Raw genomic sequence first — 19,943 nt, 5'->3', positions numbered from 1 at the left:
ACGCAATAAGCGAAAAGCAATTATAAAGTCCCGGCGATATGACAATAGGATTATGCTTCCTCCTGCCCAAAGGCCTTATCCCGCCCAGCCCTCACGGTCCAGGCTTCTGTAATGTATCGCTTCTGCCAGATGCTCGATCCTGATATTTTCATCGCCTGCAAGATCGGCAATAGTGCGCGAGACCTTCAGGATCCTGTCATACGCCCGGGCCGACAGACCAAGCCGCTCCATGGCCTTCTTCAAAAGAAGCTGGCCCGCTCCATCGATATAGCAGACCTCTCTCAGCTTTCCCGAGTCCATCTGCGCGTTACTGTTGACGTCCTTCAGCCCTTCAAACCTTTTTGTCTGAACATCCCTTGCCTTAATCACCCGCTCTCTTATCAGCGCGCTGCTTTCTGCAGCTGCTTCCGACGAGAGATCGGTGAAATTTACCGGGGTCACTTCAACATGAAGATCAATGCGGTCGAGCAAAGGTCCCGAAACTTTACTCAGATATTTTTGCACCATTCCCGGAGGGCAGGTACATTCCCTCTCGGGATGATTGTAATAACCGCAGGGACAGGGGTTCATCGAGGCGATCAGCATAAAGCTGGCCGGATAATCAACGCTTAGCTTTGCACGCGAAATAGTCACCTTTCTTTCTTCCAGCGGTTGCCTCATCACTTCCAGCACCGTACGTTTGAATTCGGGAAGCTCATCGAGAAACAGAACCCCGTTATGGGCCAGCGATATCTCTCCCGGCTGGGGATAGGCACCTCCGCCAACAAGGGCCACGTCACTGATCGTATGGTGCGGAGCTCTGAACGGCCTGGTGGTCATCAAGGCATCAGAAGCGGAAAGCTTGCCGGCTACGGAATGTATTTTTGTTGTTTCAAGAGCCTCGTAGAGGTTAAGAGGCGGAAGAATGGTGAGAAGTCGCTTCGCAAGCATCGTCTTACCCGAGCCGGGCGGGCCGATCAGGATCACGTTGTGCCCGCCGGCAGCCGCTATTTCAAGCGCCCTTTTGATATTTTCCTGTCCCCTGACATCTGAGAAATCAGTCCCATAATTACTCACATTATTAAAGAACTCCTCCCGGGTATCGACTGACACTCGCTTCAGAGCAGCTGTACCACGAAAAAAATCTATTACCTGAAGAAGACTGGCAGCTCCGTAAACTTCAAGATCTTTCACGATCCCCGCTTCCCGTGCATTCGCTTCCGGCACAATAAGACCTTTAAATCCCTCCTTCCGAGCCTGTATTGCGATGGGGAGGACTCCTCTCACCGGTTGAATGCTTCCATCGAGTGAAAGCTCCCCGAGGATGAGAAACTCGCTCAGAGCGCGGGCTTCGAGCTGCCCCGAGCCCTCCAAGATACCCAGCGCTATAGCAAGATCGTAGGACGAACCCTCTTTTCTTATGTCGGCAGGAGCCAGATTCACAACTATCTTCTGCCTCGGCATATGATAACTGCTTGTGTTGATCGCACTCTCTACGCGCAGCATACTCTCGCGTACGGCATTGTCTGGCAAGCCTACAATAAAATATTTAGTACCGCTGGTAATATTGACCTCCACGGTTATTGTGGTAGCGTCAATACCAAAAACTGCGCTCGAAAAGGTTTTAACTGGCATAAGATTTCCAGCTAAATTAAGAAATGTTCCGACAAAGCCAACCAGCAGCTTTCCTATGGTCGGGCCGGCTCAACCCGAAGGCCAACATCGCTGACCTCTCTTAGAGGATTATCGCGCATATTCTGCTCGAACTCAAAAACATAGGTCCCCGCTGCGGGAAACCGGTAATCTTTTTTCAGCAAGAGCTGATAACTATAAAAGTTCCCGCTGCCGCTGCCAAGCCACTCCCCGTCAGGGTAAGCCAGCTTAAATTCGCGCCTCTCCGTAACTGCCTTCATGCCCGGCCCGCTTTGGTGAACCAGCACAAAAATGTTTGAGTACTTGTAATCAGCCGTATGTCGCAGGTTCATATAGATGTTATACCCCTGCCCGGTATTTTCAATCGTTACCGGAACCTTTATCTTCTGGAGGTAAGTCCAGTTACGATGCTCTACCTGGATGTTAGTATCTACCACAGCGTTGTCAGTACAAGCGCTCTGGGAGAAGACGACGAAAATAAAGGCGAGCCAAAGATAAAACCTATTCATTTGTTTTCGGACGGTTTTGATTCCTGTTTCTCCTATGGTGCCGCGAATTGTTCGGCTTCTTATTCTGCTGCCCCTCGGGCTGACCTCCGCCCTTCGAAGGCTCTGCCGGCTTTGCTTTCACCACCTCTCTTTTGGTAACCACCTCACCGATCTCAGCTTTCACCGGCATACTTTCCTGGCTTCCCTTGCCTTTGCCCGAACGCTTCTTCTTCCTCTTTCTGTTGTTGTTCCGCTCATCAAGACGTGTGATGCTGTCCTGTCCAACCACATTCTCATAATCGAGTATTTTAGCAACAGGAGTCGGCGTAAGTTCAACTGCTTCCTCTTTCAGGTCGTCAGGCTTCTCGCCCGCCCGGTTCATTTTCTGAATCTCGCGCACGCGGCTTATCTCAAGCGGAATCCAGCTCTCCTCATTCGGGTAGCTGAACCACATCAGCTTCTTAAAGATATCTGTCTTCTGAAGACGGGCAGTGCCCTTCTCTGTTTCCAGTCGGTCCACATCGTCCGGAATATCTTTAAGAGCATCCATATAGGTGTCGAGCTCGTAGTTCAGACAGCACTTCAGCTTTCCGCACTGACCGGCAAGTTTTAAAGTATTGAGCGACAGGTTCTGATAGCGGGCAGCTGAGGTCGACACTGTTTTGAAGTCGGTCAGCCAGGTACTGCAACACAGCTCCCGGCCACATGACCCTATTCCGCCAAGCCGGCTTGCTTCCTGCCGCATCCCGATCTGCCGCATCTCGATCCTGATCCTGAAGGTCTCTGCCATCTTTTTGATCAGCTCCCTGAAGTCAACACGGCCTTCAGCAGTGTAGTAAAACGTTGCCTTTGTCTTATCTCCCTGATAATCTACATCGCTCAGCTTCATAGACAATCCCAGATTAAGGGCAAGGGTCCTCGCTTTATGCATGGTCTCCCATTCGAGGTCCTTGGCAGCCTTCCATTTATCCACGTCGGTAGAGGACGCTTTTCTCAGGATCTTCTTAACGATGTCTTCTAATTTAAGGTGCTTCTTGCGGATCTGCATTCTGACCAGCTCGCCGGTAAGGGAGATATGACCAATGTCGTACCCTCCTGTTGGTGTTTCAACAACAACCAGCTCACCCATCTCCAGGTAGAGATTTTCGTGATTGATGTAAAAGTCCTTCCTCGAACCTTTAAATCTCACCTCCACGATATTAAAAGGTCTATAGTTTGTCGGCATATCCATATCGGAAAGCCAATCGTAAACATCTAATTTGCTGCATCCATTAGTAAGGCACGAGCCGTTACTCTTGCAGCCTGCAGGCGTACAACCGCCCGTCGAACATGATCCACATCCCATTTCTAGCTATATATATATTGAGTCCCTTTCGGGAGCGTATTAAACTTTAAAATTCTAACAAATTGCAAAGATACATCTAAAAATAAGATTTTAGGGTTGGCGTTACGCTCGATATGGTAATGTGCCACTTCAAGCTGGCGTACAATCGCCTCGGCCTTTGCAAAATCAGTAGAACGGCTGAAATTAGTAACGAACGACTTTTCGTTCTGGGGCAGGTGAACCAGGTTTTCGGCGGCAGCCAGCACCATCATCACCTCCCTCATCAGCTTTGTCCCGTAACGGAGAAAATTCTTTTGGTTTTCCCTTCCAGCCCGTGAAAGGCTTTCAGCGAACTCGATGATCTGCATCCCCTTGTTGGTAAAGCACATCCTCATCCAGTCACTGAAGAGTCCAAAGTTATTGTTTCCATCTTCACCACTTAAATTAATGGCCGTTTGAATATTGCCGTCACTCAGATATGCAACCCCCAGCGCCTGCTCCTCTGACAGGTGATATTTTCTGATCATGAACTCCTTCACGTCCTGATCGCGAAGCCTCGGCACCTTTATCAACTGCGTTCTCGACAGGATGGTGTTCAGGATCTGATCCTGACTTTGGGCCACCAGCAGGAACAGCGTCTTTTGAGGAGGCTCTTCTATAATTTTCAACAGGGTATTGCCTTCTTTGTCCAGATATTCAGGCAGCCACATAATGAGAACCTTGTATTCCGATTCAAAAGGCTTTAAGCTGAGCTTTTTAATGATCTGATGACACTCGGCGATATTGATATTTGCCTGCTTATTGTCGGCTTCCAGGCGGCCTCTCCATTCATCAAGCCCCATGTATGGGTTGCTAAGAAATGCGTCGCGCCATTCCTCAATAAAGGTAAGCGCGGTATCCTCCTTATGTTTAGCAAAAAACGGATAAGAAAAATGAAGGTCCGGATGGATCAGTTTGCCATATTTCCTGCAAGATGGACATTCGCCGCAGCTATCAGTTTCGAGTCGGTTCTCACAGGATATGTACTGAGCATAGGCAAGCGCAAGAGCAAGACTTCCAGATCCTTCCGGCCCGAGAAATAAGCGGGCATGACTGATCCTGTTTTCACGGACTGTTTGTACTAATTGTTTCTTAATCTCGTCCTGGCCTATGATGTCAGAAAACTGCATGGATGCAAAATAGTAAATAGATTTGAGATAAGATACATAAGGGCTGCATTATGAGGACCGGATTACAGGACAGATCAGTCCGGCCAGCAACTTTCTGGTATTAATTCTATCTTTGTTCATTCCCGATTGCAGTATGGCTAGATTGATGGCATTTGACTACGGGACCAGGCGAATAGGCATTGCGGTAACAGATCCCCTTCAAATTATCGCAACTGGTCTCTCCACGATACATCCTAAAGATGTGATTGATTTCCTGACGCGTTACCTTCTGACGGAAGAAGTTGAGCTCTTCATCGTAGGGGAGCCGCGACAGATGGACGGAACGCCCTCGCAGTCGATGCAGCATGTAAAAGGCTTTATCACAACCCTGAAAAAAAGTTCCCGGCTATACCCGTGTCAACAATAGATGAACGATTTACATCCAAGATGGCCTCTTCTGCTATTGCGCAGGCCGGACTAAAAAAAACAGAGCGCCAAAAGAAGGAACTGATCGATACAGTTTCGGCCACTCTTATTCTTCAGTCCTATCTTGATGCACGCAGTTTCGGAGGTTTATGATATGCAGGGAGAAATAAACGACAGTTTTTATGGCGTTACAAGCGCAGGAGATATTAAAAAAGTACTTCGGATACGATGAGTTCAGACCCCAGCAGGAGGAGATCATCCAAAAAGTAGTATCAGGAAAAGACGTTCTCGTCCTGATGCCAACAGGGGGCGGCAAATCCATGTGTTATCAGGTACCGGCGCTAATGCGCGAAGGCACCTGCATTGTAGTGTCTCCTCTCATATCCCTGATGAAGGATCAGGTAGACGCACTTAAAACGAACGGTATAGCCGCCGCCTATTTGAACAGTTCCCAGAGCTATAAACAACAGCAGGACATACTTGAAGCGTGCTACAAGAATGAAATCGCCTTGCTGTATGTTTCCCCTGAAAAACTCATATCAGAGCTGGCAATGATCACTCAGATGACCAGGCCGTCTATGTTTGCCATTGACGAAGCTCACTGCATATCTGCCTGGGGACACGACTTTCGGCCGGAATACATCCAGCTTGGTCTTCTTCGGAACAGATTTCCGGACATTCCGTTCGTTGCACTTACGGCTACTGCAGACAAGGTCACGCGGAAAGACATCATCAAGCAACTCGATCTTAAGAACCCGGAAACATTCATCTCGTCGTTCAACAGGAAAAATTTGAGTCTCGACGTGAGAATAGGCATCAAGCCTAAGCAAAAGATGGCGGAAATCATTTCTTTCATCAAGGGGCATAAAGAGGAGAGCGGCATCATCTACTGCATGAGTCGCAGCAGGTGCGAGGAGGTTGCCTCTTCGCTGAACGATGCAGGAATAACGGTAGCATTCTACCATGCAGGCATGAGTGCGGATAGCAGATCCAAAGTGCAGGAGGATTTCCTGAATGACGAAGTGCAGGTGGTATGTGCAACGATCGCCTTCGGCATGGGGATCGATAAATCGAACGTACGCTGGGTGATCCACTTTAACCTTCCTAAAAATATGGAGGGTTACTATCAGGAGATTGGCCGCGCCGGGCGTGACGGGCTTCCCTCGGAGACCATCCTCTACTACAATTATGCCGACCTCCAGATGTTAAACAAGTTCGCTGCGGAAAGCGGTCAGTCGGAAATCAACCTTGAGAAACTGAAACGGATGCAGAACTACGCGGAAGCAGATATCTGCCGCCGAAAGATCCTGCTAAACTATTTCTCGGAGAACCTGGAAGAAAATTGCGGCAATTGCGATATCTGCCATAACCCAAGACAGCATTTCGACGGTACAGTACTGGTACAGAAGGCTCTTTCTGCAATTGCGAGAATGAATGAAAAAGAGGGAGCAACGATGGTGATAGACGTCCTCCGAGGATCAATGAAGGCAGAAGTGGTAGAAGCAGGCTATGATAAGTTAAAGACCCACGGGGCGGGAGCGGGGATCAGCGCCTTCGACTGGCAGCGCTATCTCATGCAGATGCTTAATCTGGGAATACTGGAAATGGCTTACGACGAAAACTTCGCCCTGAAGATTACGGACTATGGTAAACACATACTCTTTGGACAAAGACGGGCAGAGCTGACCATACTGCCTGTCCTGCAGACTAAAGAAAAGAGCAAAGCAGCAAGGGTGCCTGCGAAATCGAATCAGGAGGATGCCCTGTTTGATGAGCTCAAACGGATCAGGCGACAATTCTCAGTAGAAGAAGAGGTGCCGGCTTACGTAATTTTTAGCGACACTACCCTGAGAGAGATGGCCAAGTACAGGCCGGTGACCTACCGGGATATGCTTACGATAACGGGGGTGGGAGAACATAAGCTTGAAAAATACGGCAAGACATTTATGGCAACGATTGATGAATTTATGAGAAGATAAAACCAGCGTATGTGCCTCACGTAGCCGCTATGTGCCTGACAGACTTTCGTTTACCGCGGCAAAATTTGCATAAAAATATAAATTTATATATTTGCAGGCATGGAGCTGCTTACTGAGGGATTGCAGACCTATCTCGAGCATCACTGCGAAAAAGAACCGGAGGTGCTCAGATACATAAGCCGCGAGACGCATTTAAAGGTATCAAAACCACGAATGCTTTCGGGGCATTACCAGGGTCGTGTCCTTAGTTTTCTAAGTAAACTTGTCTCCCCAAAGCGCATCCTTGAGATTGGAACATTTACCGGATATGCCACCATTTGCCTGGCTGAAGGTCTGACTAAAGACGGACTTATTTACACCGTTGATATAAATGAAGAGCTCGAAGAAAGAGTAAGGGACCACTTTGCCCGCTCCGGCTTCGCAGATAAAATCCGCTATTATATAGCCAACGCATCCGACTTTATACCCACACTCGAGGAGACCTTTGATATCGTATTCATCGATGCCGACAAGAAAAACAATGAAACGTATTACGACCTGGTATTTAATAAAGTTAGAAAAGGCGGTCTTATTATAGTCGACAACGTCTTATGGTATGGCAAGATCAATTCGGGAGCAACCGACAGCCGTAGTCAGACGATCCGCAATTTTACTGAAAGAGTAATGAACGACCAGCGCGTAGAGAAGCTAGTACTCCCTGTACGCGATGGCTTATTGATAACCCGTAAACTGTAATACTATGCTTAAAAAGTTTATTTATGTTAGCCTTATAGTTTTATCAGCAGGTTCCGTATTTGGCCAAAACCAGGCAAGCAACTACATTGAAACGTACAAACAGGCGGCTATAAACACGATGAACGAGCACGGAATACCGGCAAGCATCGTCCTGGGTATCGCCATCCACGAGTCGGGAAGTGGAACGAGCCGGATAGCGCGCTATCTCAACAACCATTTTGGACTAAAAGGGAAAAGCGGTCCAAAGACCATCCGATCATCCTATAAGGGATACGAAAACGTGGCAGAGTGCTATAGCGACTTTGTTACACATTTAAAAACACGCTTCTCAGGCCTGTTTGAAAGGAACTCACCGAGCGACTACAGAGGCTGGGCACTCGGCATACAGAGAGGGGGCTATGCCCACAGCCGTACCTGGGCAAGCCAGGTCATGGCCATCATTAAAAAGTACCGCTTGTATGAACTTGACGGGCAGGAAAACAATTCTACGGCCTATTCCGTATTAGTACCGGCCCAACAGGAAGAAGAGCAGACGGACCCCGTTGTCTATTTTGTAAAAAAAGGAGACACCTTGCTTACAATAGCCGAACGCTTCGGCACAACGGTTAAAGAAATTAAGGTGCGAAATGGCCTGACGGGAAGCCTGCTTAAAATCGGGCAACGATTGCATTTATAGAAAAATGAGAAAACTTATATTGCTGACGGTTATCGCCGCTACTGTGTTCACATCCTGTAGCAGCAGAAGAGGAACGACAGGAGGAAACCGATCAACTAAGAGGCCTGACAAGGTAATAACCGACGAGAGGCTGGTAAAGGTATACTCGACAAACGGGTACGTTGAGCGTTTTAAAGCCATAGCAGTAGAAGAAATGAACCGGAGCGGTATTCCCGCCAGTATTACCCTCGCCCAGGGCATGCTTGAATCTGCAAACGGCAACAGTGCCCTGGCAAGGGAAGCAAACAATCACTTCGGGATCAAATGTCATGGAGGCTGGATGGGCAAAACCGTAGCAATGGATGACGATGCTCCCGGCGAGTGTTTTCGCTTTTATAACTCGGCAGAGGAATCGTATAAGGACCATACTGAGTTCTTAAAGCGCCAGCGCTACGCTTTCCTCTTTGAACTCGACAGAAATGACTATAAGGGCTGGGCATACGGCCTGAAGAAGGCTGGCTATGCAACTAATCCGAAATATCCCGAGTTACTGATCGGACTTATAGAACGTTATGGGTTGGACCGGTACGACCGTGGAGAAACAGTGATCGCCAAAGCTCAGCGGGAAGAACGCATACAAGATCAGATCGAGGCAAAAGAAAGCCAGCCCATGGTACAGAAACAAGCTGAACCAACAAAAGCGCCTCTCGCCATGAAGATATATGAAGTAATAGCGGGCGATACCCTCTACTCAATAAGCAGGAAGTTCGGCCTTACAGTCGACGAAATAAAGATCCTGAACTCACTTCAGGGCGGCGACTTAAAACCCGGACAGCTCTTACTTGTTTCCAAGTAGGTTAAATAAGCTTATTATTTTATTTTTAACACGGAACGGTGACGGTAGTAACGGGACTGGCTTCGTTAAATGAGCTTATTATCTTATTTTTAACCCTGCTTGAAACGATCAATATTCATTCTGCTTCTTTTTATTGCAGCCGGCGTCGCAGCTCAGGAGCGGCCAGTGGAAGGTATTGTTTTCGACAGGGACAGCAAGCAGCGCATATCGCGCGTTTACATTTATAACCTGCGGACTCATAAAGGGTTTTACAACAACATAAAAGGAGAGTTTGCCACGAAAGTATCAGCCGGTGATACTCTTTTGGCTGCCGCAGAGGGTTATCACGTCGACACGCTGACCATCAGGTCACAACCAGCAATCCTTTTCTATCTGCGAAGAACCGCTATTCAGCTCAGGCAGGTTACCATATCTGATACAGTCAGAAGCCCCAGGGACCGGCTTAAGCAAATCCAGCGTGACTTCAAAGATATTTACCGGAAGGGCGACCCGCAGGAACTTTTGCCGGTGGGAGGAAGTAACGGCATGGGTGGAGCCGGCCTCGGAATCGACGCTTTGTATAGCCTCTTAAGCAAAGAAGGCAAAAATGCGCGCTATCTGCAGGAAATAATTGAGCGGGATTATCGCGAATCTATGATCAGCTACCGCTATAACCGGTCACTGGTAAAAAACGTGACGGGACTAAATGACGAACAGCTCGATGACTTTATGCAGCAATACCGTCCGTCCTATTATTTCGTACTTGAAGCGAGCGACTATAATCTTATCAAGTTCATCAAAGAAAGCTACAGACAGTATCAGAAGAACCCCGGAGCCTATCGCCTGCCCCCTCTGAAAGAAGAAAAGAAATGAAAGTTTTCCGGACGATAACACTTTCCCGCTTACCCGCCGAAGGAATGGCTATATTTCCCTTCATCCTGCTCAGGAAAGAAGAGTACAAGAGGAATAGAGTCCTCATCAATCACGAAAGGATTCATTTACAGCAGCAGCTGGAACTGTTGATCATCCCCTTTTACCTCTTGTACCTCATTAACTATCTTTACAATCTCGTGCTGTACCGCGAGCATCATAAAGCATATTTGAACATCGTTTTTGAACGCGAGGCTTATAAGAAAGAAGGAGATCTTCAATATTTAAGAAAGAGGCGTTTTTTTGCATGGTTTGCCTGCTGAACTTCCCCGGTCATTAAAAGAAGTTTTAAAATCCCTCATTTTTACCTTATTTTGCGGACGATTATGCGTTACGGGTGTCTACTAATTTCATTGTTATTCCTATCGTTTTCAGCGTTTTCTCAGGATGCGAAGGTTGATACATCACAGCTGAACGGCCTCAGGGAATATCCTAAAAAGAACGTACTGCCGGTACGGCGGCCAGTCCTGCAGATCCAGCCGGTTCAGATTCCCGATTCTAAGCTCAACCTGAAGGTAAACTACTGGAGGAATTGGGTCAGCTTTGGCGTTAATATGAACCAGGCATCTTTTAGTAATAACTGGAAGGGGGGCGGTGTTAACTCCATCGCAATCGGCACTACATTCAACTATAAGACCGATTACACGAAAGACGACATCAATTACGTTTCAGAAGTTATCCTTCAGTACGGTAAGATCAAGAATAAAGGACAGCTTCAAAGAAAAAGCTCCGACCGAATTTATTGGGATAATAAGCTGGGGCTCAAGCTGTCCCCCAGCTGGAACTTCTTTGGATCATTGAACTTTGAGTCGCAATTTGACAGAGGTTTTTCGTATAAAACAGTGAATGGGGTGGAGGAGGCTACCACGATCTCGCGGTTCATGTCTCCCGGCTATCTCACTGAATCGCTGGGTTTCGAATATAAGCCAAACAAGTTTTTCTGGCTGCGTATCGGTACAGGTACAGCCCGCCAAACCTTTGTTCTGGACCGTGACCTCTATAAAGCGTTTCCCAAGAATTACGGGGTTGATACCGGCAAAGTATTCAGGAACGAGCTGGCTTTTCAGCTCGTAGGCAGTTATGAGCGGGATGTCATGGAGAATCTCACCCTCAAAACCCGCTACACAATGTTCGCCAACTACGAGAAGCTGAGAAGTATCGACCAGCGCCTTGACCTCACCCTTATTGCAAAGGTCAACAGACTGGTGAATGTCACGGTTACAGGTGTAGCCCTGTATGACGATGACGCTGACGTCCGGATCCAGGCCAGCCAGACTCTCGCGCTGGGCCTCGTATACAGATTTCCCAATTGAAAAGGGCCGCTCAGCGGCCCTAAAGCAGTTATATAAGGAAAGCTGGCAGCACAGCCAAAATTTTCCTTAAATTTGCAACCCTTAGAAGCTGATTAAAAGATGTTTGAAAACTTACAGGACAAACTCGACCGCGCCTTTAAAGTATTAAAAGGTCAGGGTACCATCACAGAAATAAACGTAGCGGAAACGATGAAGGAGATCAGGAAAGCCCTTCTCGACGCCGACGTTAACTATAAAACCGCAAAGACATTTACCGATGAAGTGAAGCAAAAAGCTCTTGGTCAAAACGTGCTTACTTCCGTTTCTCCGGGCCAGCTGCTCACCAAGATAATGAACGATGAGCTGACCGAGCTCATGGGAGGAACGGTTACGGATGTCGACCTTACTGCCAATCCAACGGTCATTTTGATCGCAGGTCTGAACGGAGCCGGAAAGACTACTTTTTCCGGAAAGCTGGCTAACTTTCTTAAAGATAAAAAGGGCAAAAAGCCGCTGCTTGTAGCGGGCGACGTCTATCGGCCCGCCGCTATCGATCAGCTTCAGGTGCTCGGGCAGCAGATTGGCGTGCCTGTTTACGCTAACCTCGCCTCAAAAGATCCTGTTGGCATTGCCCAGGAAGGTATTGCGGAAGCAAAAAAGAATGGAAACAACGTCGTCATCGTCGATACAGCCGGCCGGCTTGCTATTGACGAGGAAATGATGAATGAGATTGCCGCTGTAAAGGCTAGTACTCAACCTCACGAAATTCTTTTCGTGGTTGACGCCATGACCGGACAGGACGCCGTGAATACGGCTAAAGCCTTCAACGACCGGCTTGATTTTACGGGCGTTATTCTGACCAAGCTGGATGGTGACACTCGAGGCGGAGCTGCTCTTTCTATCAAGTCAGTGGTTAATAAACCGATCAAGTTCATCGGTACAGGCGAAAAAATGGAGGCCCTTGATGTCTTCTATCCCGACCGGATGGCTTCCCGTATCCTCGGTATGGGCGACGTTGTCTCGCTCGTTGAACGCGCTCAGCAGCAGTTCGATGAAAAGCAGGCTGCAGAGTTACAGAAGAAGATCAGAAAGAACAAGTTCGACTTTAATGACTTCATGGGACAGATCCAGCAAATCAAGAAAATGGGTAACATGAAGGACTTGATGAGTATGATACCAGGGGTCGGTAAAGCGGTAAAGGATATCGATATTGACGATAATGCATTCAGACCAATTGAAGCCATCATCCAGTCAATGACTCCTTTTGAACGTGAAAATCCGGATGCGATTAATCAGAGCCGCAGAGCGAGGATAGCTAAAGGATCGGGAACGAATCTCCAGGAAGTGAACAAACTGATAAAACAGTTTGATGATATGCGAAAAGTAATGAAGCAGTTCAGTAATCCTGCTGCGATGGCAAAAATGATGAGAGGAATGCCTAAGACGCCGTTTGGCAAATAGAAGGTCTCCTGCAAAAAGAAAGAGGCTGTCTCATAAGTGAGGCAGCCTCTTTCTTTTTGCAATTGCGCTTGTTCCTTAAAGGCCACAAAGAGCATTCAGGTAACTTTCATCCCCGTTCCTAGGTGCGGCTCATGAAGGTGTTTATCATAAAAGCTCCAGAAGGGATTCAAGCCGCATCCCCCTTGAGCCTTTTAAAAGAACCAGAGAACCCGAAACCGGTGCGCGCTTAAGTCCCTCGAAAGCTTCAGCGGTGGTACGATAGAAACGCGCCGACTTGTTAGCGGAAAACTTACCGAACGCCTCCCCTATAAATATATTCTCTTCAAACCCGCTGCTGAGCACTTTATTAATCAAAAGCATGTGCTCCCGATCTGCGTCTTCCCCTAATTCAAACATATCGCCAAGTATCACCACCTTCCGTTCTCCCGAAACGGCGGCAAGATTGTCGATGGCTACAGACATGCTGCTCGGGTTCGCGTTATAGTAATCACAGATCACCGTATTCGATGCCGTTTTTACTATCTGCGACCGGTTATTACCCGGCACATACGTTGAAATACCTTCGTTTATTTCCTCGGGACTGAGACCGAAATGGAGGCCCACTGCAACTGCCGCTGTTATATTTTCAATATTGTAAGCACCCGTGAGGTTTGTCCTTGTCCGGTGTACTTGCTGCGCCGAGATCCAGTCCACCGTTAAAAAGGGGTCATTTTCCACAATCCTTCCCTCCACCAGAGCACCAGGGCGCTGGCCATAGAAAACGGTATTCTCCTGCCGCTCTCCATACATTCCCATCAGATGCTCATTGTCAGCATTAATAAAAACAGTACCGCCACTTTCTTTCAGGAACGTGTACAATTCCCCTTTCGCCTTTTTCACACCTTCAAAGCCGCCGAAACCCTCAAGATGGGCCTTCCCCACATTTGTAATTAGCCCGTGAGTAGGCCGGGCCAGACTACAAAGGAATTCTATCTCCTTCTGATGATTAGCCCCCATCTCGATAATAGCTAGCTCAACCTCCGGCCCGACAGACAAAAGTGTCAGGGGCACCCCTATGTGATTATTTAAATTGCCTACCGTTGCAAAGGTATTGTAGCGCTGCGAGAGGACCGACTTAAAGAGCTCCTTCGTGGTCGTCTTTCCATTGGTACCAGTAATGCCTATCACTGGGATGCTGAGCTGCCGGCGATGAAAAAGCGCTAGCTTCTGCAGCATGTTAAGCACGTCGTCAACAAGCAGAAAACGGTCGTCTTTTTTATATTGAGGATCGTCTATTACGGCAAAAGCAGCTCCGTCGTCTACAGCTTTTGAAGCAAAGATATTACCGTTAAAGCTTTCTCCCTTCAGGGCGAAGAAAATGCACCCCTGATCAATTCGCCTCGAATCTGTGCAGATAACAGGATAGCTTGTGTATATCGTATATAACTCTTCTAGTGTCATGGCTGATTCTGATATGCAAGTATAATATGATTTCAGGCTTTTTTCGAAAGGGTATTTGTTTTAATTGAAGTCGTCAATTGCTTATTCTCTTTCGCTCTGCGTCATTCCCTGCATTCCTGCCCGCGCCGCCATCACTCCTGGACCCGAACTTATAGGTATAGCTTAATACTCCATACCGCGTCTCAGTTTTTTGCCTGGCTCTCATCGTGAGAGCAGGAAGATTTGAAGAGTAGCGCTCCCGATCGGAATTAAAGAGGTCAGAAACAGACAGGCGCAGCATACCTCTTTTACCCTGAAGAGACTTAGCCAGCCCAACATCGAGTGCATAGCCCGACTTAAAGTCATACATCCCGGATACGCTGGGCGATTCGTATTTTAAAACAATTTGAGCGTTAACGCCATGCTTTAATTTCATCGAGTTAACCGAGCTGAACGACCACGATGTTCCGTTCCTCACCACATTTTCCGCCATTCCCAGATCGAATCGCTGCAGATAACCCTGCACGTTGAGCGAAGAAGTAAGCCAGGCGGCGGATGAAAGGTCATAGGCCAGCTCCAGCCCCCACCCGCGCATAGAAGAAAGATTCCTTTTAGTTGAGCGACTTACTCCCGTGGCATTGTCCTGGTCAGTAAAAGTGACATAGTAGTCTTTTACCCGGGTGAAGGAAAAAGTGGCAGTAAGCTTCTCTTTATACACGTCTGAAAGCTCTACGGTATTAGAATATTCTGGTCTCAAATCGGGGTTTCCGTCGCGATACGTGTATTGGTCAAGAAAGTACCTGAAGGGATTAAGGTCATCATAAGCCGGACGAGCAATCCGCCTGGCATATAAGACCGACATCCGGTGGTCCTGAGCGAGCTGAACGCTGACATTCAGGGATGGGAACAAATCAAAATATGTTTTCCTGTATCCCCCCTTCGTCAGAGAAGAACTTGTCGACTCCGTATATTCTCCCCGCAAACCCAGCTCTGCGCTCAGCTTCTTCGAGTATTCACGTGAAACATTCACATAACCCGCCTGAACGTATTCCTTAAAATCTGAATTGTCATCGCTAAACGACTGCTTTATCCAGACATCTCCCGCGTTGTATACCTCCCGCTTATTTTTGTTGCTTACCCTGCTGCTTTTGAAGCCTGTCGATATCGAATACCCACTAATCCGCGCTTTGTAATCACCCTTAACAGAAAGAGCCGAAATGTCCGAAGGACTTCTGTTAACCAAATTATTAACATCCTTATATAGCCTTCCATTAGCGTCAAGGAAATTGTAGTTCAACGTCTCGTCCGACCGGCGGGCGTATTTAAGATAATCTGTGTCGAAGCTAAAGGACGAGCCATCGCCAAAACGTATATTGTAGTTGATGTTGAGCGCATCATTGGAAATCTTCCGGTGTTCGTCAGAAAATGTTCTGATGACGGAGTCAGCACTGCCTGAACTATAGACTGAGGTATTATTCGTTTCAACCGAGTGCATCCTGTTATGCAAGCCTGTGTATAAAAAGCCCAGAGTATGAGCGCTGCCTAAACTGATGTCTGCTCCTGTTTTGATGTTAAGGTTTTTAAACGACTTTAAGTCGTAATTATTGATGGCAAAGTCAGATTTACCCGACATAAAACCGATCTGCCGATTCATCTGATAGCGGTCCGCCCTTCTGTTGTCGGCGCCTGAAAGTGAGCCAAAGAAGTTCCAATGCCTGCTCCGATGGTTCAGAATGGCAGAACCATTCATTTTGTAATTTTCCCCTAATCCCCCCGCAAGGCTGAGAGAACCGTTGGTGCCGTCTCTCTTACTCTTCTTTAACCTGATACTAATCACGCCGCCCCGACCGGAAGCATCGTAGCTCGCTGACGGTGTGCTGATTACTTCAACCCGCTCGACGAGGTCGGCACTCAAGTTTCTCAGTGTTTCAGAAACTTCCGCAGGAGAGAGGGTGAGCATGCGTCCATCTAACATGACAGCTACCCCGTCCCTGCCTTTTATCTGGATAGAGCCGTCGGACCCAACATTAACTCCCAGCGCCCGTTTCAAAGCATCCAGTACATTCCCTCCTGCCGCCAGTATGTCCTTCTCTAAATTCAGCACCACCTTCCCTGGTTCTGTAACAACGCCCAACTGCGACTCAATAACCTCCACCTCCCTTAACAAAGTATTCTCTTTCCTTAAGCGGATATTGCACGTTATAGTCTCGGCAGCAACAGAAAAAGAAGATGCATAAAAGGCGTGATAGCCGATCAATTTGGCCAAAACTAAATAACGCCCCGGCATTACCCTGTCGAACTCATAGACTCCCTGCTTATCAGATAAAGCGGTGTATACAACAAATGAATCGGGCAGACTAACCAGTCTCACATTGACATTATTAAGAGGCAATCCCAGAGAGTCTGTCACAACCCCCTGCACAATGGCTCCCTTCTGAGCCGTTGCAGCGATAGACAAGGTTTGAAAAATAATAAACCAGATAATTCTCTTTGTTAAGGGCATCGGGAAGCTAATTTGAAAATTATCTTCCTAAAAAACTATCTTTTTTAAAAAAACGCCACCTAATCCCTATAAAATACCCGAGAAGACGTACGAAAGCGGCCGGAATATGTACGAATACGAACACTTCAAATTATAAAACTACGCCTGAAGGCCCGTTTGGGACGATTTTAATCACTGGCATCGCTTTAGAAACAGGGAAGGATACATTTAGTATACTCAAATGGATACACTTAATGACAACCTTGCGCTAAAGAAAATGATAGATGGATGCTGCCGGGGCGACTCTAAACAACAGGAACGCCTTTACCGGACGTATGCCTCCCGCATGTTTGCCGTCTGCCTTCGCTATGCGGAGGACCGGGCAGAAGCCGAAGACATTCTGCAAAACTCCTTCATTAAAGTATTTGAGAAGATAGACACCTTCAAATATGACGGCCCCTTTGAGGGATGGCTCCGTCGTATTGTGGTTAATACCGGAATAGAAAGCTTCCGAAAAAGGCAAAGAAAGCTTATTGCAGAGAGTTTACAAGGCGATTATTACACTGCCTTAACGGAACCTCCCAGAACCGATCTTGAAGTGAAAGACCTGATGGACCTGATAAGGCGCCTGCCCCTGAACTATAGAACTGTCTTTACTTTGCATGCGATAGATGGATATAGTCACCGGGAAATATCCGGGATACTTCGCATCAGCGAACTATCCTCACGGGCGAGCCTCTGCAGAGCAAGAGAAGCGCTCAGACAGGGCATCAGCAAATACTATAGCAGGGTTTGTATGGCCGGATAAAAAAACCGGGGCCACCCGGTATAAGAAGGTTATCGAAAACCTTCTTACAGATTTTTCAGAAAAGAAATCTCGCCGTCAGGCGTAATCTTTACAACGATATTCTCGGCCGAGTTCTTCAGACTGGCAAAATAGATCGTGTTATAATTCCTTTTTCCAGTAAGAAGGAACAAGTGAGAGTCGTCCTGATCATCAAAGTCATATCGAACTACATCCTCAACCGTATACCCCTTGTAATACTTATTAAGTCTGCTTTTGCTTATTGCCGGCAGCTTGTCAGCCCCTACATACTGGGTTGTTGCAATGTAATCTCCGTTTATATCAAAAAACGCTGCCATCTTTGAGCCGTTCAGTACAAAAGTAGCTTTTTGAAAATCGCGGGTCACGGTCCATTTTACATTAGTAGCAGCTGCATACTTGCTCAGGAAATTGTTAGCAGCAAAGTAAGAGACTTCTTCTTTTTTTCATCCTTCTTTTTGTCATCAGCGAAGCCTTTTACAGATACGGCAAGCATAAGAACGGCTAAATAAAACAACTTTTTCATAACACTTATTTTTTAATTCGATAACAAAGTTAATGTGTATTTGAAAAAAACAAAACAAAAAGATAATTTTTATGAAATTTTCATAACATATCGTTGCCGATTTTCTAAATATTAAAAAGTGACCGCTATCATACTGCCTTTTTTTTCAATATTGCAATGGACAGGGGAAGAGGACGACATCCTACTCTGTTTCAAACCGTTGACAACTAAGTTTCTTATACTTTTTAAATCATTAATGACACTTTGTTGTTAGATCACTAAACATTCTACGCGTTAATTGAATTAAACAACAACTATGAAAGCAAAAGCATTTATCTTACTACTGTCAGTGGCACTGGGAGTAGCAGCCTGCTCTTCAAGCAGAGAAGGCCAATCAGGGACATCAGGCGATACCAACGGCACCACTACCGGAACTGACACAACAGGTACCGGAACAGGAACAGGTGGCACAACCGGCGGCGGCACTGGCACTGGAACCGGCACAACGGATACTACCGGTACCAGATAATCTCATCCAGGGTGCGGAGTGGCACCCTGCTTTAACTATGATTCATACCGGCAAGCCCCTCGGCGAAAACAAAAACGCTTTTCTTTTCTTACTTTTCGTGAGATATAAAGTATTAGTATATGGCAGCCAACCGGCGTTTGATTTTGTTTTCAGTTTTCTTTCTAATCCCCATTCTGTCAATAGCCCAGCTTCGTAATCCATTTTCAGCTCCCACCCCCGAGCAGAATGAGTGGGTAGATTCTGTATTCAAGTCCCTTAAACGAAAAGAGCGCATTGCGCAAATGTTCTTTATAAGAGCGCACACCGACAAAGGCAAAGCCTATGAAGACTCTATCGGTCAAATAATCAAAACCGATAAGGTAGGAGGACTGGTTTTCTTCCAGGGAGGCCCTGCACGACAACGCGATCTGACACGTCGGTATCAGGACTTAGCCCAAACGCCCCTGCTGGTAGCGATGGACGCAGAATGGGGCCTCGGTATGAGGCTTGACAGCACCATCTCGTACCCCTATCAGTTAACTCTTGGAGCGATAAGAGACACTGCGCTCCTCTACCAGATGGGTCGTCAGATCGCCAAAGAGTTCAAGACTATGGAAATGCACCTCAATTTTGCTCCTGTAACCGATATCAATAATAATCCGCGAAATCCCGTGATCGGCTACCGCTCATTCGGCGACAACAAATACGATGTAGCCTCCAGAGCCATCGCCTACATGAGGGGGATGCAGGATGAGGGCATTCTCACCAGCATCAAGCACTTTCCCGGCCATGGCGACACTGAAGTAGATTCACACCATGACCTTCCTGTGCTTGGCTTCTCCCGTCAAAGACTCGATTCACTTGAGTTATATCCCTTCCGTGAAGCAATCAAAGCCGGAGCATTGGGAGTCATGGTCGCCCACATGCAGATACCAGCCCTCGACACCACTGCCCGCCTTCCCTCTACCTTGTCGCCGCGAATTGTAACTGACCTGCTAAAAAAAGAGCTGGGTTTCAACGGTCTTGCAATTTCCGACGCAATGGAAATGAAGGGAGTCGTGAAGTTTTTCCCGAATGGAGAAGCAGATGTACGAGCCGTTAAAGCAGGTAATGACATCATTGAGTTGTCAGAAGACACACATCGCGCTATTAAGCTGGTCAAAAAAGCAATAAGAAAGGGCGAAATAAGCCGGGAGCAGATCAACACGTCCGTAAAAAAATATTAGCTGCGAAATATTGGGCAGGACTGGCCAACAGCCAACCGCACGACACCAGCAATGTGGTCCGGGGCCTTAACACAA

Annotated in this window: 18 protein-coding genes and 1 pseudogene; 12 read left to right on the top strand and 7 right to left on the bottom strand. The window is 47.2% G+C overall.

Going from position 1 to position 19,943, the window contains the following annotated elements:
* Positions 1 to 75 precede the first annotated feature (75 nt).
* From ACES2C_RS06870 to ACES2C_RS06855, 4 genes are read right to left on the bottom strand one after another with little or no spacing between them, the layout of a single operon-like run.
* Positions 76 to 1,614 (bottom strand): YifB family Mg chelatase-like AAA ATPase, encoded by a 1,539-nt coding sequence (locus ACES2C_RS06870; protein WP_374166242.1) that lies wholly within the window; start codon positions 1,612 to 1,614, stop codon positions 76 to 78.
* A 53-nt stretch (positions 1,615 to 1,667) separates the two neighbouring features.
* Positions 1,668 to 2,141 (bottom strand): gliding motility lipoprotein GldH, encoded by a 474-nt coding sequence (locus tag ACES2C_RS06865; protein ID WP_374166241.1) that lies wholly within the window; start codon positions 2,139 to 2,141, stop codon positions 1,668 to 1,670.
* Positions 2,134 to 3,465 (bottom strand): stage 0 sporulation family protein, encoded by a 1,332-nt coding sequence (locus ACES2C_RS06860; protein ID WP_374166240.1) that lies wholly within the window; start codon positions 3,463 to 3,465, stop codon positions 2,134 to 2,136. Before ACES2C_RS06860 ends, ACES2C_RS06865 begins: the two co-directional genes overlap by 8 nt.
* A gap of 2 nt (positions 3,466 to 3,467) precedes the next feature.
* Positions 3,468 to 4,613, bottom strand: a complete 1,146-nt coding sequence (locus ACES2C_RS06855; RefSeq protein ID WP_374166239.1) for an ATP-binding protein — start codon at positions 4,611 to 4,613, stop codon at positions 3,468 to 3,470.
* A 133-nt stretch (positions 4,614 to 4,746) separates the two neighbouring features.
* Here ACES2C_RS06855 and ruvX point away from each other — a divergent pair.
* The 9 genes and pseudogenes from ruvX (at position 4,747) to ffh (ending at position 12,905) form a co-directional block, all read left to right on the top strand.
* A pseudogene (gene ruvX, locus ACES2C_RS06850) lies at positions 4,747 to 5,171 on the top strand (Holliday junction resolvase RuvX).
* Between the two features lie 29 nt (positions 5,172 to 5,200).
* Complete coding sequence (gene recQ / locus ACES2C_RS06845; RefSeq protein ID WP_374166238.1) at positions 5,201 to 6,997, top strand: DNA helicase RecQ; 1,797 nt, start codon at positions 5,201 to 5,203, stop codon at positions 6,995 to 6,997.
* Between the two features lie 99 nt (positions 6,998 to 7,096).
* The gene (locus ACES2C_RS06840) at positions 7,097 to 7,732 is read left to right on the top strand and encodes an O-methyltransferase (RefSeq protein ID WP_374166237.1); all 636 of its coding nucleotides are present in this window, start codon (positions 7,097 to 7,099) and stop codon (positions 7,730 to 7,732) included.
* A 4-nt stretch (positions 7,733 to 7,736) separates the two neighbouring features.
* Complete coding sequence (locus ACES2C_RS06835; protein WP_374166236.1) at positions 7,737 to 8,408, top strand: glucosaminidase domain-containing protein; 672 nt, start codon at positions 7,737 to 7,739, stop codon at positions 8,406 to 8,408.
* Between the two features lie 4 nt (positions 8,409 to 8,412).
* Positions 8,413 to 9,243, top strand: a complete 831-nt coding sequence (locus tag ACES2C_RS06830; protein WP_374166235.1) for a glucosaminidase domain-containing protein — start codon at positions 8,413 to 8,415, stop codon at positions 9,241 to 9,243.
* A 99-nt stretch (positions 9,244 to 9,342) separates the two neighbouring features.
* A complete protein-coding gene (locus ACES2C_RS06825; protein ID WP_374166234.1) occupies positions 9,343 to 10,095 on the top strand; it encodes a hypothetical protein in 753 nt (250 codons plus the stop codon).
* Positions 10,092 to 10,415 carry a hypothetical protein gene (locus ACES2C_RS06820; RefSeq protein ID WP_374166233.1) on the top strand — a complete coding sequence of 108 codons (324 nt, stop codon included), beginning with the start codon at positions 10,092 to 10,094 and terminating at the stop codon, positions 10,413 to 10,415. The genes ACES2C_RS06825 and ACES2C_RS06820 overlap by 4 nt, the downstream gene beginning before the upstream one ends.
* A gap of 90 nt (positions 10,416 to 10,505) precedes the next feature.
* On the top strand, positions 10,506 to 11,465 hold the full coding sequence (locus ACES2C_RS06815; RefSeq protein WP_374166232.1) for a DUF3078 domain-containing protein: 960 nt from the start codon (positions 10,506 to 10,508) through the stop codon (positions 11,463 to 11,465).
* Between the two features lie 99 nt (positions 11,466 to 11,564).
* Positions 11,565 to 12,905: a signal recognition particle protein gene (ffh, locus tag ACES2C_RS06810; protein ID WP_374166231.1), complete on the top strand. Its 1,341-nt coding sequence runs from the start codon at positions 11,565 to 11,567 to the stop codon at positions 12,903 to 12,905.
* A gap of 144 nt (positions 12,906 to 13,049) precedes the next feature.
* Here the strand turns inward: ffh and murF are convergent, their stop codons facing one another.
* Together murF and ACES2C_RS06800 are read right to left on the bottom strand one after the other, a co-directional pair.
* Positions 13,050 to 14,345 carry a UDP-N-acetylmuramoyl-tripeptide--D-alanyl-D-alanine ligase gene (gene murF, locus ACES2C_RS06805; protein ID WP_374166230.1) on the bottom strand — a complete coding sequence of 432 codons (1,296 nt, stop codon included), beginning with the start codon at positions 14,343 to 14,345 and terminating at the stop codon, positions 13,050 to 13,052.
* Between the two features lie 73 nt (positions 14,346 to 14,418).
* On the bottom strand, positions 14,419 to 16,827 hold the full coding sequence (locus tag ACES2C_RS06800; protein ID WP_374166229.1) for a TonB-dependent receptor domain-containing protein: 2,409 nt from the start codon (positions 16,825 to 16,827) through the stop codon (positions 14,419 to 14,421).
* Positions 16,828 to 17,047: 220 nt separating this feature from the next.
* On the opposite strand from ACES2C_RS06800, the gene ACES2C_RS06795 reads away from it, so the two are divergent.
* Entirely contained in the window at positions 17,048 to 17,614 is a 567-nt protein-coding gene (locus ACES2C_RS06795) for an RNA polymerase sigma factor (protein ID WP_374166228.1), read from the top strand.
* A 44-nt stretch (positions 17,615 to 17,658) separates the two neighbouring features.
* On the opposite strand, the gene ACES2C_RS06790 is transcribed toward ACES2C_RS06795, so the two are convergent.
* Positions 17,659 to 17,949: a hypothetical protein gene (locus ACES2C_RS06790; RefSeq protein WP_374166227.1), complete on the bottom strand. Its 291-nt coding sequence runs from the start codon at positions 17,947 to 17,949 to the stop codon at positions 17,659 to 17,661.
* Between the two features lie 501 nt (positions 17,950 to 18,450).
* Between ACES2C_RS06790 and ACES2C_RS06785 the strand changes: the two genes are divergently transcribed.
* Both ACES2C_RS06785 and ACES2C_RS06780 read left to right on the top strand, forming a co-directional pair.
* Entirely contained in the window at positions 18,451 to 18,663 is a 213-nt protein-coding gene (locus ACES2C_RS06785; RefSeq protein ID WP_374166226.1) for a hypothetical protein, read from the top strand.
* A gap of 119 nt (positions 18,664 to 18,782) precedes the next feature.
* Positions 18,783 to 19,868 (top strand): glycoside hydrolase family 3 protein, encoded by a 1,086-nt coding sequence (locus ACES2C_RS06780; protein ID WP_374166225.1) that lies wholly within the window; start codon positions 18,783 to 18,785, stop codon positions 19,866 to 19,868.
* Positions 19,869 to 19,943 lie beyond the last annotated feature (75 nt).

It is taken from the genome of Arcticibacter sp. MXS-1, assembly GCF_041902385.1.
Classification (GTDB): domain Bacteria; phylum Bacteroidota; class Bacteroidia; order Sphingobacteriales; family Sphingobacteriaceae; genus Arcticibacter.
The sequence above is the reverse complement of the archived record's forward strand: the minus strand, read 5'-3'. Positions and strand labels throughout refer to the sequence as shown.